The organism is Nonomuraea sp. NPDC050547, assembly GCF_044457345.1.
GTDB lineage: Bacteria > Actinomycetota > Actinomycetes > Streptosporangiales > Streptosporangiaceae > Nonomuraea.
Genome location: NZ_JBITGW010000011.1, coordinates 268,860 through 285,099 on the forward strand (window position 1 = coordinate 268,860; position 16,240 = coordinate 285,099).

At 70.8% G+C, this 16,240-nt stretch carries 12 protein-coding genes; 4 read left to right on the forward strand and 8 right to left on the reverse strand.

Annotated features, from left to right (window positions below):
- Positions 1–132 precede the first annotated feature (132 nt).
- The 5 genes from ilvC to ACIBHY_RS27880 all read right to left on the reverse strand — a co-directional run bounded on the left by ilvC (position 133) and on the right by ACIBHY_RS27880 (position 7,266).
- Positions 133–1,116: a ketol-acid reductoisomerase gene (ilvC, locus tag ACIBHY_RS27860; protein ID WP_397308167.1), complete on the reverse strand. Its 984-nt coding sequence runs from the start codon at positions 1,114–1,116 to the stop codon at positions 133–135.
- Between the two features lie 23 nt (positions 1,117–1,139).
- The gene (gene ilvN / locus ACIBHY_RS27865; protein ID WP_184960445.1) at positions 1,140–1,664 is read right to left on the reverse strand and encodes an acetolactate synthase small subunit; all 525 of its coding nucleotides are present in this window, start codon (positions 1,662–1,664) and stop codon (positions 1,140–1,142) included.
- The gene (locus ACIBHY_RS27870; RefSeq protein WP_397308122.1) at positions 1,664–3,397 is read right to left on the reverse strand and encodes an acetolactate synthase large subunit; all 1,734 of its coding nucleotides are present in this window, start codon (positions 3,395–3,397) and stop codon (positions 1,664–1,666) included. Before ACIBHY_RS27870 ends, ilvN begins: the two co-directional genes overlap by 1 nt.
- Positions 3,398–3,611: 214 nt before the next feature.
- Complete coding sequence (locus tag ACIBHY_RS27875; RefSeq protein ID WP_397308123.1) at positions 3,612–6,245, reverse strand: putative bifunctional diguanylate cyclase/phosphodiesterase; 2,634 nt, start codon at positions 6,243–6,245, stop codon at positions 3,612–3,614.
- Between the two features lie 178 nt (positions 6,246–6,423).
- On the reverse strand, positions 6,424–7,266 hold the full coding sequence (locus tag ACIBHY_RS27880; protein ID WP_397308124.1) for a 2-hydroxyacid dehydrogenase: 843 nt from the start codon (positions 7,264–7,266) through the stop codon (positions 6,424–6,426).
- Positions 7,267–7,370: 104 nt separating this feature from the next.
- Between ACIBHY_RS27880 and ACIBHY_RS27885 the strand changes: the two genes are divergently transcribed.
- A complete protein-coding gene (locus ACIBHY_RS27885; protein ID WP_397308125.1) occupies positions 7,371–8,396 on the forward strand; it encodes a PQQ-dependent sugar dehydrogenase in 1,026 nt (341 codons plus the stop codon).
- On the opposite strand, the gene ACIBHY_RS27890 is transcribed toward ACIBHY_RS27885, so the two are convergent.
- The 3 genes from ACIBHY_RS27890 to ACIBHY_RS27900 form a co-directional block, all read right to left on the reverse strand.
- Entirely contained in the window at positions 8,377–10,347 is a 1,971-nt protein-coding gene (locus ACIBHY_RS27890; RefSeq protein WP_397245063.1) for a VanW family protein, read from the reverse strand. The two genes, ACIBHY_RS27885 and ACIBHY_RS27890, sit on opposite strands and share 20 nt — an antisense overlap.
- A 90-nt stretch (positions 10,348–10,437) precedes the next feature.
- Entirely contained in the window at positions 10,438–11,088 is a 651-nt protein-coding gene (locus tag ACIBHY_RS27895; RefSeq protein WP_397245065.1) for a response regulator, read from the reverse strand.
- The gene (locus tag ACIBHY_RS27900; RefSeq protein WP_397245067.1) at positions 11,085–12,644 is read right to left on the reverse strand and encodes an ATP-binding protein; all 1,560 of its coding nucleotides are present in this window, start codon (positions 12,642–12,644) and stop codon (positions 11,085–11,087) included. Before ACIBHY_RS27900 ends, ACIBHY_RS27895 begins: the two co-directional genes overlap by 4 nt.
- Positions 12,645–12,780: 136 nt before the next feature.
- Between ACIBHY_RS27900 and ACIBHY_RS27905 the strand changes: the two genes are divergently transcribed.
- From ACIBHY_RS27905 to ACIBHY_RS27915, 3 genes are read left to right on the forward strand one after another with little or no spacing between them, the layout of a single operon-like run.
- Complete coding sequence (locus tag ACIBHY_RS27905; protein WP_397245069.1) at positions 12,781–13,755, forward strand: Bug family tripartite tricarboxylate transporter substrate binding protein; 975 nt, start codon at positions 12,781–12,783, stop codon at positions 13,753–13,755.
- Entirely contained in the window at positions 13,755–14,357 is a 603-nt protein-coding gene (locus ACIBHY_RS27910; RefSeq protein WP_397308126.1) for a tripartite tricarboxylate transporter TctB family protein, read from the forward strand. Before ACIBHY_RS27905 ends, ACIBHY_RS27910 begins: the two co-directional genes overlap by 1 nt.
- A 3-nt stretch (positions 14,358–14,360) precedes the next feature.
- Positions 14,361–15,884, forward strand: coding sequence for a tripartite tricarboxylate transporter permease (locus ACIBHY_RS27915; RefSeq protein ID WP_397308127.1), 1,524 nt, complete (start codon positions 14,361–14,363; stop codon positions 15,882–15,884).
- Positions 15,885–16,240: the final 356 nt, after the last annotated feature.

Here is a 16,240-nt window from a genome sequence, read left to right on the forward strand (position 1 = left end):
GGGGGGGGGGGCGGGGGGCGGGGGCCGGCCCCGGCGCCCGGGGGGGCCCCGCCCGGGGGGGGGGGGGGGGCGGGGGGGGCGGCGGGGGGGGGGGCGCCCCCCCCCCCCCCCCCACCCCTCAGGAACGTGCGATCAGGCCTTCAGCCAGCTCATCATCGGCCGCAGCTGAGCGCCCGTCTTCTCGATCGGGTGCTCGGCCAGCTCCTCGCGGTGCCGGGTGAACTCCTTCTGGCCGCTCTCGAACTCCTCGACCAGCTGCCGCGCGAAGGTGCCGTTCTGGATCTCTTCGAGGATGCGCTTCATCTCCTTCTTGGTCTCCTCGGTCACCACGCGCGAGCCGCGGGTGTAGCCGCCGTACTCGGCGGTGTCGGAGACCGACCAGTACATCTTGGAGATGCCGCCCTCATACATGAGGTCGACGATCAGCTTCATCTCGTGCAGGCACTCGAAGTAGGCCACCTCGGGCTGGTAGCCGGCCTCGATGAGCGTCTCGAAGCCCGCCTTGATCAGCTCGGAGACGCCGCCGCACAGCACGGCCTGCTCGCCGAACAGGTCGGTCTCGGTCTCCTCGGTGAAGGTGGTCTTCAGGGCGCCCGCGCGCGTGCCGCCGATGCCCTTGGCGTACGACAGGGCGAGGTCGAAGGCCTTGCCGGAGGCGTCCTTCTCGACCGCGACGAGACACGGCACGCCGCGCCCGGCCTGGTACTGGCGGCGCACGAGGTGGCCGGGGCCCTTCGGGGCGACCATGGCGACGTCGACGCCCTCGGGCGCCTCGATGAGGCCGTAGCGGATGTTGAGGCCGTGGCCGAAGAAGAGCGCGTCGCCCTCCTGCAGGTTCGGCTGGATGTCGTTCTCGTAGATGCCGCGCTGCAGGTGGTCCGGCGCGAGGATCATGATGAGGTCGGCCTCGGCCGCGGCCTCGGCCGGCGTGACGACGCGCAGGCCCTCGGCCTGGGCCAGCTCACGGCTCTTGGAGGTCTCGGGCAGCCCGACGCGAACGTCCACGCCGGAGTCGCGCAGGGACAGGGCGTGCGCGTGGCCCTGGGAGCCGTACCCGATGACGGCCACGACCCTGCCCTGGATGATGGACAGATCGGCGTGGTCGTCGTAGAAGATCTCGGTCACTTGCTGAAAACCTTTCAGGCGGTACGGTCCAGTGCCCTGAGGGACCGGTCGGTGATGGAACGGGCGCCGCGGCCGATGGCCACCATGCCCGACTGAACGAGCTCTTTGATGCCGAACGGCTCAAGCACCTTCACGAAGGCCTCAAGCTTGTCCGGCGTGCCGGTGACCTCGATGGTCACCGCGTCGGCCGCCACGTCGACGCAGCGGGCGCGGAAGAGCTGGACGAGTTCGAGCACGTGCGAGCGGCTGTCGGCGTCGGCCTTGACCTTGATGAGCATGAGCTCGCGCTGCACGGACAGCGAGGTGTCCAGCTCGACGATCTTCAGGACGTTCACCAGCTTGTTGAGCTGCTTGGTGACCTGCTCCAGCGGGAGTTCTTCCACGCTGACCACGATCGTCATACGGGAGATGTCGTCGTGCTCGGTGGGCCCGACGGCAAGTGAGTCGATGTTGAAGCCTCGCCTGCTGAACAGCGAGGAGACGCGTGCCAGCACGCCGGGCTTGTTCTCCACCAGCACGGAGAGCGTGTGTCTGCTCATCAGTCCTCGCTGTCCCAGACCGGGGCCATGTCCCGGGCGATCTTGATGTCGTCGTTGCTGGTGCCCGCGGCCACCATCGGCCAGACCATCGCGTCCTGGTGGACCACGAAGTCGACGACGACGGGCACGTCGTTGATCTCCATGGCCTTCTTGATGGTCGCGTCCACGTCCTCGGGGCGCTCGCACCGCAGGCCGACACAACCATAGGCCTCGGCGAGCTTCACGAAGTCGGGGATGCGGCGGGTGGTCTGCAGGTCGGTGTTGGAGTAACGCTTGTCGTAGAACAGGGTCTGCCACTGGCGGACCATGCCGAGGTTACCGTTGTTGATGACCGCGATCTTGATCGGCACACCCTCGATGGCGCAGGTGGCCAGCTCCTGGTTGGTCATCTGGAAGCAGCCGTCGCCGTCGATCGCCCACACGGTCGCCTCGGGCCGGCCCATCTTGGCGCCCATCGCGGCCGGGACGGCGAAGCCCATCGTGCCGAGCCCGCCGGAGTTGATGAACGTGCCCGGGTTCTCGTAGTCGATGAACTGCGACGCCCACATCTGGTGCTGCCCGACCCCGGCCACGTAGTACGTCTCCGGCCCGGCGATGGCGCTGAGCCGCTTCATCACGTACTGCGGGGCCAGCGAGCCGTCCTCGAACTCGTCGTAGCCCAGCGGATAGGTCTGCTTGTAGCCGTTGAGCAGCGTCCACCATTCGGCGTAGTCGCCCTTGCCCGCGGTCCCGACGGCGCCGATGAGGTCGGTGATGACCTCCTTGCAGTCGCCCACGATCGGGACGTCCGCGTGGCGGTTCTTGGAGATCTCGGCCGGGTCGATGTCCGCGTGCACGATCTTGGCGTACGGCGCGAACGTGGACAGCTGGCCGGTCACCCGGTCGTCGAAGCGGACGCCGAGGCCGACGATCAGGTCGGCTTTCTGCAGGGCGCCGACCGCGGAGACGCTGCCGTGCATGCCGGGCATGCCCATGTGCTGGGGATGGCCGTCGGGGAACGTGCCGCGCGCCATCAGCGTGGTGATGACCGGGATCTCGGTCAGCTCGGCCAGCTGCAGCAGCTCGGCGGAGGCGCCCGCCTTGTGCACGCCGCCGCCCACGTAGAGGACGGGGCGCCGCGCCTCGGCGATGAGCTTGGCGGCCTCGCGGATCTGCTTGGAGTGCGGCCGCGTCACCGGGCGGTAGCCCGGCAGCTGCATCGTCGGCGGCCAGTGGAACTCGGTCTGGGCCTGCAGCGCGTCCTTGGAGATGTCCACCAGGACCGGACCGGGACGGCCGGTGGAGGCGATGTGGAAGGCCTCCATGATCGTGCGCGGGATCTCCGCGGGATCGGTCACCAGGAAGTTGTGCTTGGTGATCGGCATGGTGATGCCGGAGATGTCGGCTTCCTGGAAGGCGTCCGTGCCGATGGCCGCGCTCGCCACCTGGCCGGTGATGGCCACGATCGGCACCGAGTCCATGTACGCGTCGGCGATCGGGGTCACCAGGTTGGTCGCGCCGGGGCCGCTGGTGGCCATGCACACGCCGACCTTGCCGGTCGCCTGCGCGTATCCCTCGGCCGCGTGGCCGGCGCCCTGCTCGTGGCGTACGAGCACGTGCCGGACCTTGACCGAGTCGTAGAGGGGATCGTAGGCGGGGAGGATCGCTCCGCCGGGAATCCCGAACACGGTGTCGACTCCCACGTGCTCCAAGGCCCTGACCAGGGCCTGTGCACCTGTCATCCGTTCGGTCATCGGCTCGTTCCTTAAAGGCCAGACACTTAAGGACATAAAAAAGGCCCCTCCCCACCGGGGGTGGGACTGGGGCGGCGCGCAGGTCGAAGTGCTTCGCTATCGGCCCGCGCGCCGGCGAAGTACTACGAGAATCTCACTGCGAAGCATGCTGCCACCTTAGCCGCTCAATGGCCCACAGTGTCAACTTGCTGGACAGCTATCTCATTATTTGGGATCAGAGGGCGGACTGGAGGCTGGTGCGCATCAGGGTGTCGACGCCCCGCGCCGCCATCGGCCGCGCCACCAGGAAGCCCTGGCCGCGCGTGCAGCCCATCTCCCGCAGCTTCTCCAGCTGCTCGGGACGCTCGATGCCCTCGGCCACCACGATCAGGCCCAGGTCGTGCCCCAGGCGGACGATCGTCCTGGTCAGCAGCGTCAGCGTCTCGTCGCGGCCCAGGCCGGAGACGAAGCTGGGGTCGATCTTGATCATGTCGACCGGGAGCTGCCGCAGGAACGCCAGTGAGGCGTAGCCGGTGCCGAAGTCGTCGATGGCCAGCCGTACCCCCAGAGCGCGCAGCTCCGACAGCCGGGAGATCGTCTCCTCGGCGTCCTCCACCAGCATCTCCTCGATCACCTCAAGGGTCAGCGCGGAGGCCGGCAGGCCGCTCTCCTCCAGGGCCTGCGAGACCGTCTCGACGAAGCGCGGCGCGGTGATCTGCCGGGCCGAGAGGTTGAGCGACAGGCCGATGTCCCAGGAGGACGCCCGCCAGGCTGCCACCTCGCGGCAGGCCTCGCGCAGGATCCACTCGCTCAGCGGCACGATCAGCCCGGTGTCCTCGGCGGGGCCGAGGAACTGCTCGGGCGGCACGAACGTCGAGCCGCGCCACCAGCGCACCAGCGCCTCCACCGCGGTCACCCGCGAGGTCGCCAGGTCCACCACGGGCTGGTACTCGATGGCGAACTGGTTCTCGATCAGCGCGCGCTGCAGGTCGGCGGCGAGTTCGAGGCGGCGCACGGCGTCGGCGTGCATCTGCGCGGCGAACACCTCCACCCGCCGTCCGCCCAGGTCCTTGGCCCTGGCCATGGCCACGTCGGCGTTGCGCAGCAGGTCGCCCGCGGGCATCTCCTCCTCGGCGAAGGCCACGCCCACGGACGCGGTCAGCGCCACGTCGCGGTCGGCCACGCGGAAGGGCTCCTGGGAGACCGCGCGCAGCAGGCGCTCGGCCACGTCCACGGCGAGCTGGGCCTCGCCACCGGTCTCCACCAGCACCGCGAACTCGTCGCCGCCCCAGCGGGCGAGCGTGTCCTCGGGGCGTACGACGCCGCGCAGCCGCCTGGCCGCCTGGCCGAGCAGGGTGTCGCCGCTGGCGTGGCCCACCGAGTCGTTGACCGAGGTGAAGCCGTCGAGGTCGAGGAAGATCGCGGCCTGTCCGTAGACGCGCCCCGCCACCACCTCGCGGGTGCGCTCCTCGAAGTAGGAGCGGTTGGGCAGCCCGGTCACGCCGTCGTGGAAGGTCAGGTGGACGACCTGGTTGCGCAGGGCCTCTTCGTCGCTGATGTCGCGGGTGGTGATCAGCAACACGTCCTCGCCGCCCACGTGGCGGGTGGCCACCGACTCGGTGGGCCGCCAGGTGCCGTCGGCGGCGCGTACCCGGCAGGCGATCAGGCAGGCGCCGGGTTCCGCCGTGTCCTCGTCGAGGCCCATGGCGCGCAGCGCGATCTGGATGCCGGGCAGGTCCTCGGGGTGGATGTAGTCGAAGATCGAGCCGCCGACGATCTCGTCGGGGCGGTAGCCGTACGTGACCTCGACGCCCGCGCCGATCTCGCGCACGGTGCCGTCGTAGTCGCACAGCAGCACCACGTCGCCCGAGCTCTCGGCCAGCTCGCGCAACTGCCGGTCGCCGAGCGCGACCAGCCCGCGCAGGCGGGCGTGCGAGGTGGCCAGCACGAACAGGCGCAGCACGAGGATCAGCACCACCGAGGCGGCGACCACCACCACGCCCGTGACCGGACGGTCGCGGCTGCCTGCCAGGTGGACGGCGAGCACGACGACCGAGACGGCCACCAGGGCGAGCGGGACCAGCGCGAGCAGGTCGGCCACGGCGGGACCGCTCGCGGGCCGCTCGTCGCCGCCACGGCGCACGCCCCAGGGCGCCGCCGCCAGCAGCAGGAACGCCACCGGCGCCAGCACGAGGCTCCAGGTGGGCGGGGCGCCCTCGCCGAGCCTGGCCACGGCGGAGGCGGTCTCGGCGATCGTGGTCGTGGCCAGGACGCCGATCCCGGCCAGGCCCAGCGGCAGGCCGGAGACGGTCCCCTTGACCACGACGGGAATGGTGGCGCAGGTCACCAGCAGGCAGACCATGGCCGGCAACAGCATGAAGGTGAAGCCGGGCGAGCTTTCCGCGTAGACCTGGCGCAGAGCGACGACCCAGCCGATGAGGAAGAGCGCGGCCGTGCACAGGTAGGCGTCGATCAGGTAGCGCAGCGCCGCCTTGGCGGTGGTCCTGCGCCCCGAGGCGATGATCGCGCCGCCCGCCATGAGGACGGCGCCGACCAGCACGAGCAGGTCGGCGAAGCTGAGGATGAAGCCGGAGGCGATCGGGCGCACGCCGACGCCGGCCGACCACACCACCGCGCCGGCGCCCAGCCAGCGCGCCCCGGCCGCGTGCCGTGGGTCGCCCGACCTGAACGCGCTCACCAGCAGCGAGACCGCCGCCAGCAGCGCCGCCGTCAGTCCCGCGATCGCACCGGTCGCCAGCGCGGGCCCGCCCACCGCCAGCGCCATGGCGAAACCGGCCGCGCCTATGGCGGCGGCGGCCGTAATCGGCGCCCGTGGGTCACGCCAGCGGATCACAGTCCTTGCCCTCACATCGACAGTGTGTGCGGTGCCGGGTACGCGAGTGGTGACAACGCCGATGTCGTCACCGATCTGATAACCACACAGACCGAATAGCTCCCGAGCCCTCCTTGACTGGGAGTCAAGGGGCCCCAGTAGACGACAACCGTACGCACCGAAGGTCACGGACCAGCCACGTTCCGGATTCCTCTCAATACGTGTCGGAAATGACGTTGTTCAGCGGCTCGCCCGCCAGATAGCGCAGCAGTTGCGAGCGCACCAGGCGCAGCATGCGCCGGCCGGAGGCGGGGGTGCTGCCCGCGACGTGCGGGGTGATGAGCAGGCCGGGAGCCGACCAGAGCGGGTGCCCATCGGGCAGCGGCTCGGGTGCGGTGACGTCCAAGGCCGCCTTGAGCCGGCCGGACTTCAGCTCGGCCACCAGCGCGTCGGTGTCGACCACGCCGCCTCTGGCCGCGTTGACGAGCAGCGCGCCGTCCTTCATCCGGGCCAGGAACGCCGTGTCGACCATGCCCACGGTGTCGGCGGTGGCCGGCACGAGCAGCACGACCACGTCGGCCCGCGGCAGCAGTCCGGGCAGTTCGTCCATGCCGTGCACGCCCTCGCGCGCGGTGCGTGCCACGCGGACGACGTCCACCTCGAACCCGTCGAGCCGCCGCTCCAGCGCGCCGCCGATGGACCCGTAGCCGACGATCAGCACCGTGGAGTCGGCCAGCACCCCGGTGTGGTGGTAGGTCCAGGCGCCCCTGCGCTGCGCGTCCACGAACTCGGGGAACTCGCGCAGCACCGCGATCATCGCGCCGACCGCCCACTCGGCGGTGCCCGCGTCGTGCACGCCGCGCGCGTTGCAGAGCATCGCGCCCTCGGGCATGTTCGGCCGGTACGGTTCCACGCCCGCGGTGACCGTCTGCACGAGGCGCAGCGAGGGCATCTTGGCCAGCGTCCCCTTGACGTCGGGCGGCGTGATCAGCGGCGGCACCCAGACCTCGACGTCCTCGATCCCGTCCGGCAAAGCCTCCTTTCCGTCATAGACCACGCATTGAACGCGAGGCAGGTCGGAAAGGACGTCAATCATGGCTTCTGACGGCACCCAGATCTTCATGCCGAGAACCTTACGACCCGGGGGTCAGTATGGAAGGCATGAGGAAGCTCTGGTTGATCGTCCTGCTCGCGCTGGCCGGGTGTTCCACCGGCGGCGCGGTGACGCCCGCGGCCAACGTGCCCGCCGCCCCGCCGCCGGACGAGCCGCGGGTCGTGGCCTCCGGCCTGAGCGTGCCGTGGGGCATCGCGTTCCTGCCCGGCGGGGACGCCCTGGTCACCGAGCGCGACAGCGCGCGGCTGCTGCGCGTGACGCGGCAGGGCAAGGTCACCGAGGTGGCGAAGATCTCCGAGGTCAGCCCCGGCGGCGAGGGCGGGCTCATGGGCGTCGCGGTCAAGGACGTCTTCGTCTTCCTGTACTACACCGCGGCCGAGGACAACAGGATCGTCCGCTACCGCCTGAACGGTGACACGCTCGCCGAGCCGAAGGTCCTGGTCGAGGGCATCCCCAAGGCCGGCATCCACAACGGCGGCCGGCTCGCGTTCGGCCCGGACGGCTTCCTGTACGCCTCGACCGGCGAGGCGGGAGAGCGCCCCCTGGCCCAGGACCCGGACTCACTGGGCGGCAAGATCCTGCGCGTGGGCGTGGACGGCGACGCCCGGATCTACACACTCGGACACCGCAACGTCCAGGGCTTGGCCTGGGACGAAGCGGGCCGCATGTACGCCTCCGAGTTCGGCGCCAGCTCCTTCGACGAGGTCAACCAGATCGTCGAGGGCCGCAACTACGGCTGGCCGCGGGAGGAGGGCCAGGGCGAGGACTCCGCCTTCGCCGACCCGATCGTCACCTGGGACACGGGCGAGGCCTCGCCGTCCGGCATGGCCTACGCGGAGGGCTCCCTGTGGGTGGGCGCGCTGCGCGGCGCCCGGCTGTGGCAGGTCCCGCTGGACGCCGAGGGCCGGCCGGGCAAGCCGGTCGCGCACTTCGCGGAGACCTACGGCCGGCTGCGCGCGGTAGCCGTGGCCCCCGACGGCACGCTGTGGGTGGGCACGAGCAACAAGGACGGCAGAGGCTCGCCCGCCCAGGACGACGACAGGATCCTCGCCGTCACTCCACGTCGTTCCTAGCGGCGCAGGTGACCTGGGCCTGCGGGCGGTACTCGGTGGTCATCTTCTTGTCCCGCTTGACTTCCTTGCCGTTGTCGTAGAAGACGCGGGTGACGTCTACGGTGAAACCCTGCTGGCCGACGGTCGGCAGGCAGCCTGCCTCGCTGCTGCTCTGGCGGCGGAACGGGGTGACCTCGCGGCGGTCGGACACGACGGCCTCGACCTTGTCGTAGCGCCGGGTGCTCCACAGCGTGACCGTGACCGAGGTGGGTGAGGAGGCGGTCTTGATCAGCACGCCGTACTGGGAGTTGTTGACCCAGGTGAAGTCGCGGCGGGGGTAGAGGACGGCCACGTCGCGGCCCTCGGGGTAGCGGGGGGCGTGGTAGTCCATGGGCGTGTGCTCGCCGTTCTCGAAGCCGCCGAGGAAGACCGCGTTGTAGAGCGTGGTGGCGAACTGCGAGCCGCCGCCGCCCACGACGTTCACCATCCGGCCGCCGACGACCTGCGGGGCTTCGAGATAGCCGGCCTCCGCGGTCGGCTGGCCCATGGCCTCGTTGAAGGAGAAGGTCTTGCGCGGCAGCACCATCGCGCCGTCGAGCTGCTGGGCCATCTTCTGGATGTTGGTCGCGCGCGCCTGGCAGCAGTCGAACAGGGTGGTGAAGGTCGCGACGTTCTCCTTGATCCCGAGGCCGCTCACGTCCGCGGTGCTGAGCCGCGGCTTGACCGCGCCGAGCGAGACCGCCAGCGTACGGCCGCCGCCCTGCGTCAGCATGCGGTTCAGGTCCTCGGCCAGCTTGCCGGCGTCCACTCCCCTGCCCTGGCGGGCCGGGACGAGCACGGGCCTGTTGTCGATGATCTGGTACGTGGCGTCCGCCGGCCGCTGGGCCAGGTCGACCAGCTCGCCCTCGATGGGCTCCAGTGCCTTCTCCGCGTCGAACTGCGGCTTCAGCTCGCCCTTGCCGTCGGGGACGAAGGTGAGGTGGGCGGCGATGGCGGCGGGGGTGAGCTCGGCCCGCTTGCCGTCCTTGGTCAGGGTGACCGGGGCGGCGACCGCCCGCTTGGCGCGGGCCGCGGCCTGCCGTACCGCTTCCTCGGTGGTTTCCGGCTTGGCCGGGACCATGTTGAGCGCGACGTCGCCCTGGGAGCGCAGGAACGCGGTGCTGATGGCGCGCACGGCGGCGTCGCGGTCGAGGAGCAGTCCGTCCTGCGGCAGTACGGCGCGCGGACGCAGGCCGGAGAAGACGACGCGGCCCTCCTTGGGCGCCTTGTCCACGGCTTCCGCGAGGCCTTCGACGGTCCTGGCGAGCTGGGCGGCGTCGATGGAGATCTTCGGCTGGAGGTCGGTGGTGCCGGTCAGGGCCCGCCAGACCTCGGCGGGAGTGGGGAAGCCGCTGGGGGCCTCGCCGATGGTGGCGACCACGTCGAGTTCGAGCCCGGCCTCGTCGGGCTGGATGCTCTCCTCGCGCCCGCCCATGCTGACGGTGACGGGCCGGTCGAGCCGCGCGGCGAGCTCGGCGCGGAGCTTGTCGGCCGCCTGGGTGACGGTCAGCCCGCCGATGTCGATGCCGGCGACGCGGGTGCCGCGCAGCACGGAGCCGGACATGACGACCGCGGGCACGAGGTAGGCCAGCAGGCCCAGGACCACGAGGACGAGCAGGAGCGTGGGCAGGATACGGCGGCGGTGCGGCTCGGGGTCGAACCCGGGCGGCCTGGGCGGCGGCTCGGCGGGCCGGAAGGAGGCGGGCGGCTGGGGCTCCTGCATCGGCCAGGGCGTGGGCGGCGGGGCCACGGGCGGCAGTCCGCCGCCGGCGGCCGGTTCCGGCTTGGGCTCGGGCTGGCCGGTGGCGCCGAAAATATCCCGTGAGACGCCAGGTGGCAGTCCTTCGACCTTCGGTGGCTTCTTGCCGGGCATGGGCAAGGGCACCGAGGCGAACGGGTCGGTCGGTGAATCGATCGGTCCGGCGCGCCGCACGCCTCTATCTCCTCCTGCTCCGCAGCCTCTCCTCAGGCAACAGTAAGGCACGGGTATCCCGGTATGTCACGGGAAATGGGTTATCTCGGGTCAACCAATCCAGCGGTAGCGGTGTTCTGGGCGGCCGGCGGTGCCGTACCTCGGACGGAGTTCCGCTTTGCCCACCGCGCACAGGTGCTCCAGGTACCTGCGGGCGGAGACCCGTGACAGGCCGGCGAGCACGGCCGCCTCGGCGGCCGACAGGTCGCCGGCCGCGGTGCGCAGCGTGTCGGCGACCAGCTCGCACGTGGCCGACGACAGGCCCTTGGGCAGCGGCGTCTTCAGCGCGCCGAACAGCCGGTCGACCTCGTCCTGGCCGACCTCCGGGCCGAGCGCGGTCAGCCGCTTCCTGCTCGCGGCGTACTGCCGCAGGCGGTCGGCCAGCGCGGCGGCGGTGAACGGCTTGATCAGGTAGTTGACCGCGCCGCTGCGCATCGCCTCCCTGACCGTGGGCAGGTCGCGGGCGGCGCTGATCATGAGCACGTCCACGTCGTTCAGCGCCTTGAGCACGTCGAGGCCGGACAGATCGGGGAGATAGATGTCGAGCAGCACCAGATCCGGGCGGAAGCGGCGGACGGCCTCCAGCGCGTCGTTGCCCGTGTGGGCCGCGGCCACGACCTCGAAGCCCGGCATCCGCGCGACGTAGCCGCTGTGGATCCTGGCCACCATGAAGTCGTCGTCGACGACCAGCACCTTGATCATGGCAGCAGCGCGGTGAAGACCGCTCCTCCCTCGTTGCGTACGTTCACCCAGCCGCCCCTCCGCAAACACGCCTGCCTGGTCAGCGCCAGCCCGAGCCCGCGCTGGCCGGCGCGCGCGGCCTTGGTGGTGAAGCCCTCCCTGAAGACCTCCTCGACCAGGCCGGGGGTGATGCCGGGGCCCGAGTCGCCGACGCGCACGTGCAGGCCGTCGGCGGTGGCCCTGACCGACACCTCGATCGTGCCGGGCGCTCCGTCGAGCGCGTCGATGGCGTTGGCCACCAGGTTGCCGACGACCAGGACGGCGTCCTGCGGGTCGCCGAGCACGCCCTCGGGCACCTCGGAATCCTCGGCGAGCTCCAGCGTCGCGCCGCGCTCGGCGGCCTCGGCCGACTTGGCCAGCAGCAGGGCGGCCAGCGTGGGGTCCTGGACGCGTTCGCGGATGCCGACGGCGTAGGTGCTGCGGGTGGTTCTGGTGATGAAGGAGACCGCCGCCTCCTGCTCGCCCAGTTCCAGCAGGCCGACCACGGTGTGCATGCGGTTGGCGAACTCGTGGGCCTGCGCCCGGAGGGCCTCGGTGGCGCTGCTGGCGTCGTCGAGATCGCGGGCCAGCCGTACCAGCTCGGTCCGGTCGCGCAGGGTGACCACCCAGCCGCGGTGCTGGCCGCGCACCGAGACCGGCGTGCGGTTGAGCACCAGCACACGCTCGCCGTGCAGGACGATGCGATCCTCGCCCGGGTCGGCGCCGCCGAGCACGTCGCGCATGCGGTCGGAGACCGGCATGGCGGTGAGGTCCTCGCCGACCTCGCCGAGCAGCTCGCGGGCGGCGTCGTTGACGAGCGTGACGCGTCCGGTGAGGTCGAGGGCGAGCACACCCTCCTTCACGCCGTGCAGCACGCCCTCGCGCTGTTCCAGCAGCGCGGCGATCTCGCGCGGCTCCAGGCCGAAGGTCTGCCGGCGTACGCGCGCGGTGATCAGGGCGGCGGCGGCGGAACCGGCGAACAGTACGGCCAGCGCCGTCCACAGCAACGGCGGCAGGGTGTCGAACAACTGCTCGCTGACCGTCGCCTCCAGCACGCCGACCGAGGTCAGGCCGATCACGGTGCCGTACTCGTCGAAGACGGGCGCCTTGCCCCTGACGGTGGTGCCGATGGTGCCGGTCTCGGTGCCGACCCAGGTGCGGCCGGTCTCGATGACGCCGCTGCCGTCGGTGGACAGCTTCCGGCCGATCAGGGTGGTGTTGGGATGCGCGTAGCGCGTCTGCTCGCGGTTGGCGATCACGACGTAGTCGGCGCCGGTGGCCTGTTGGACGCTGACGGCGAGCGGCTGCAGCACCTTTTCCGGATTTTTCGCGTTGAATGCCTCGCGGACCTGCGGCATGCCCGCCACCGACTGGGCGATGGCCAGGGCACGCTGCTGGTAGCGCGAGTTCAGCTGGGTACGCGTGTGCCCGGCCCACACGACGGCCGTACCACCGACGGCGAGCAAAACGATCACCATCTGGAGCACGAACAGCTGAGTGCCGAGCGAGGCGTTTGTGACCCTCCTCACGCGCTTCATGGAAACAGGCCCAGGTCACGGGCGGGTAGCGACCAATACGAACAAAAAGACGGCAAGTGCGTAAAGGCTCGACCGGGAGGGGTTCTCGGCTCACGATCGCAGTTCACCGAACGTGAGAACCCCCCTTGGAGTGATCATGCGCCTGCGCATATTCGCCGCGCTCGCGGCCCTTTCCGTGGCCGCCCTGTCGGCCTGCGGCAACAGCGGCGGCACGAGCGCCTCCGGCAGCGGCACGCTGAAGATCATGGCGCCCGCCAACGCCGGCGGCGGCTGGGACCAGACCTCGCGCACCGCCGAGCAGGCGATCAAGCAGGCCGACCCCTCACGCAAGGTCGAGGTCTACAACGTGCCCGGCGCCGGCGGCACCATCGGCCTGGCCCAGCTCGCCGGCGAGAAGGGCAACGGCAACCTGCTCATGACGATGGGCCTGGTCATGGTCGGCGCCATCGAGCAGAACAAGTCCAAGGTCACGCTGTCGGACACCACGCCGATCGCCAAGCTGACCGAGGAGTACGAGATCATCGTCGTACCCGCCGAGTCCAAGCTCAAGACCGTCGCCGACCTGGTCGCGGCGTGGAAGGCCGACCCGAAGACCGTCTCCATCGCGGGCGGCTCGGCCGGCGGCACCGACCACATCCTGGCCGGGCTCATGGCCAAGGCCGCGGGCGTCGACCCCAAGCAGATCAACTACGTCGCCAACTCCGGCGGCGGCGAGGCGCTCAACCTCCTGCTGGGCAACAAGGCCACGATCGGCATCTCGGGCGTCGGCGAGTTCGCCGAGCAGGTGAAGGCCGGTAAGCTGCGCGCGCTGGCCGTCAGCTCCCCGCAGCGCCTGCCCGACCTCGACGCGCCCACGATCAAGGAGGGCGGCCTCGACGTCGAGATCGCCAACTGGCGCGGCATGGTCGCCCCCGGCGGCCTGTCCGACGCCGACAAGAAGGCGCTGACCGACCTGGTCACCAAGATGCACGCCTCGCAGGCGTGGAAGGACGCGGTCGCCAAGAACGGCTGGATCGACTCCTTCCAGACCGGCGACCAGTTCGCCACGTACCTCAACTCCGAGCAGACCCGGGTCAAGTCCATCATCGCCGAGATGGGCCTCGTCTCCTGATGGACCCCTCGTCCTCGTCCTCGCCGTCGTCCTCGCCCGAACCTTCGCCTGAGGCTTCGACCGAGCCCTCGACCGAGACTTCGCCTGAGGCTTCGACCGAGACTTCGACGGGCAAGAAGCGGGGCTGGTGGCGACCCGAACTCGGGCTGGCGCTGGCCCTGCTGGCCGTCGGCGTCTACGTGATCGTCGGCACCCTGAACGTGGAGGCGGCGACGTCCGTCGTCGGACTGGGGCCGAGGTTCTTCCCCATGCTGGTCGGCGGCGCCATCACCGTCGTGGGCGTGTTCTACGTGATCGACGTCGTGCGCGGCGGCCGCGGCGACCCCGAGGAGAGCGAGGACATCGACGCCGACGCCCCCGCCGACCTCAAGCAGGTCGGGCTGGTCGGCGGCGTCTTCCTCGCGTTCACCGCGCTGCTCGACACGCTCGGCTGGGTCATCGCGGGCAGCCTGCTGTTCTTCGGGCTGTCGCTGGCCCTCGGCGCCGAGCACCGCGTCCGCGCGGCGATCATCGGCGTGGCTCTGGGCCTCGGCACCTACCTCGCCTTCGTCAGGGGCCTCGGCGTGAACCTGCCCGCGGGCCTCCTGGAAGGGGTGATCTGAACCATGGACTCCCTCCAGCTCCTGCTCGACGGCTTCGCCTCCGCGCTGACGCCGGTCAACCTGCTCTACGCGCTCGTCGGCGTCACCCTCGGCACACTCGTCGGCGTCCTGCCCGGCATCGGCCCGGCCATGACGGTCGCGCTGCTGCTGCCCGTGACGTTCACCGTGCCGCCGGCCAGCGCGTTCATCATGTTCGCCGGCATCTACTACGGCGGCATGTACGGCGGCTCCACCACCTCCATCCTGCTCAACACCCCCGGCGAGTCCTCCTCCATGATCACCGCGCTGGAGGGCAACAAGATGGCCAAGCGGGGCCGCGCCGCCCAAGCGCTGGCCACGGCGGCCATCGGCTCGTTCGTCGCGGGCACGCTGGCCACCGGCCTGCTCGTGGTGGCCGCCCCGGCCGTGGTCGCGTTCGCGATCGCGTTCGGCCCCGAGGACTACTTCGCCCTGGCCATCCTGGCCTTCACCGCGGTCTCTTCGGTGCTGTCCCGTTCGGTCGTACGCGGCCTGGCCTCGCTCGGCTTCGGCCTGGCGATCGGGCTCGTCGGCATCGACCAGCAGACCGGCCAGGCCAGGCTCACGCTGGGCATTCCGCAGCTGTTCGACGGCATCGACGTGGTGATCGTCGCGGTGGGCCTGTTCGCGCTGGGCGAGGCTCTGTACGTGGCCTCCCGGCTGCGGCACGTGCCGCCGGAGGTCATCCCCGTCGGCCGCGCGTACCTGGGCCGCGCCGACTGGGCGCGCTCCTGGAAGCCGTGGCTGCGCGGCACCGCGCTGGGCTTCCCGTTCGGCGCGCTGCCGGGCGGCGGCGCCGAGATCCCCACCTTCCTGTCGTACGCGACCGAGAAGAAGCTGGCCCGCGGCGTGGCCCGCGAGGAGTACGGCAAAGGCGCCATCGAGGGCGTGGCGGGCCCGGAGGCTGCCAACAACGCCTCGGCGGCCGGCACCCTGGTCCCCCTGCTCAGCCTGGGCCTGCCCACGTCGGCGACCGCCGCGATCCTCCTGGCCGCCTTCCAGCAGTACGGCCTGCAACCCGGGCCCCAGCTCTTCGACCACAATCCGGCCCTGGTCTGGGGCATGATCGCATCCCTGTTCGTGGGCAACGCGATGCTGCTGGTGCTCAACCTGCCGCTGGCGCCGCTCTGGGCGAAGGTGCTGCATGTGCCGCGGCCGTACCTTTATGCGGGGATCGTGATGTTCGCCGCGCTCGGCGTCTACGCCCTGAACGCCTCGGCCGTGGACCTGATCGTGCTCTTCGTCCTCGGCCTGCTGGGCTGGGCGATGCGGCGCTTCGGCCTGCCGGTGGCGCCCGCGGTGATCGGCATGATCCTGGGCCCGATGGCCGAGATCCAGCTCCGCCGCGCACTGGCCATCGGGGCGGGCGAGGTGACCGTACTGGTCAAGAGCCCGATCGCGGTGGTGCTGCTCGTGTTGTCGGCACTGGCGCTGCTGACCCCGCTCTTCAGAAAGCTGATGGCACGCAGGCGCGGCAAAGCGGTCGACGCCCCGAGTAGAGGAAGGTGAAACGGGGCATCACCCGAGTGGTTCCTGGGGAAAGACGTTGTGGCCCCGCCGACCTTGTCCACCGGCGGGGCCACAAGCACGTTCTTTCCCTGCGGCGCGCTCCGCGCGTGCGGGGTTCCAGGCGTTTCTCCAGCCGAGCTGAAGTACGCCCCTTGAAGCTCCTCCCCCGACCGGCTGCCCTCTCAGGCCCGCCAGTGGCCCGGTCATGGGAACCCGTCCCGGTCAACCGTGCTCCGCACGGTCCGCCACCCGGAGCGTGGCCCCGACCCCACGACCGATGCGTAGACGCGCTGTCGACCCTCTGCACGAGCACGCGGGAATACTGCGGCACTGGAGAACGTGGACGGCTTGCAGGA

Excerpts from the sequence above, each read along its gene's own strand:
- ilvN (WP_184960445.1), bottom strand. The coding sequence starts at position 1,664 with ATGAGCAGACACACGCTCTCCGTGCTGGTGGAGAACAAGCCCGGCGTG.
- ACIBHY_RS27870 (WP_397308122.1), bottom strand. The coding sequence starts at position 3,397 with ATGACCGAACGGATGACAGGTGCACAGGCCCTGGTCAGGGCCTTGGAG.
- ACIBHY_RS27885 (WP_397308125.1), top strand. The coding sequence starts at position 7,371 with ATGAGGAAGCTCTGGTTGATCGTCCTGCTCGCGCTGGCCGGGTGTTCC.
- ACIBHY_RS27895 (WP_397245065.1), bottom strand. The coding sequence starts at position 11,088 with ATGATCAAGGTGCTGGTCGTCGACGACGACTTCATGGTGGCCAGGATC.
- ACIBHY_RS27900 (WP_397245067.1), bottom strand. The coding sequence starts at position 12,644 with ATGAAGCGCGTGAGGAGGGTCACAAACGCCTCGCTCGGCACTCAGCTG.
- ACIBHY_RS27905 (WP_397245069.1), top strand. The coding sequence starts at position 12,781 with ATGCGCCTGCGCATATTCGCCGCGCTCGCGGCCCTTTCCGTGGCCGCC.
- ACIBHY_RS27910 (WP_397308126.1), top strand. The coding sequence starts at position 13,755 with ATGGACCCCTCGTCCTCGTCCTCGCCGTCGTCCTCGCCCGAACCTTCG.
- ACIBHY_RS27915 (WP_397308127.1), top strand. The coding sequence starts at position 14,361 with ATGGACTCCCTCCAGCTCCTGCTCGACGGCTTCGCCTCCGCGCTGACG.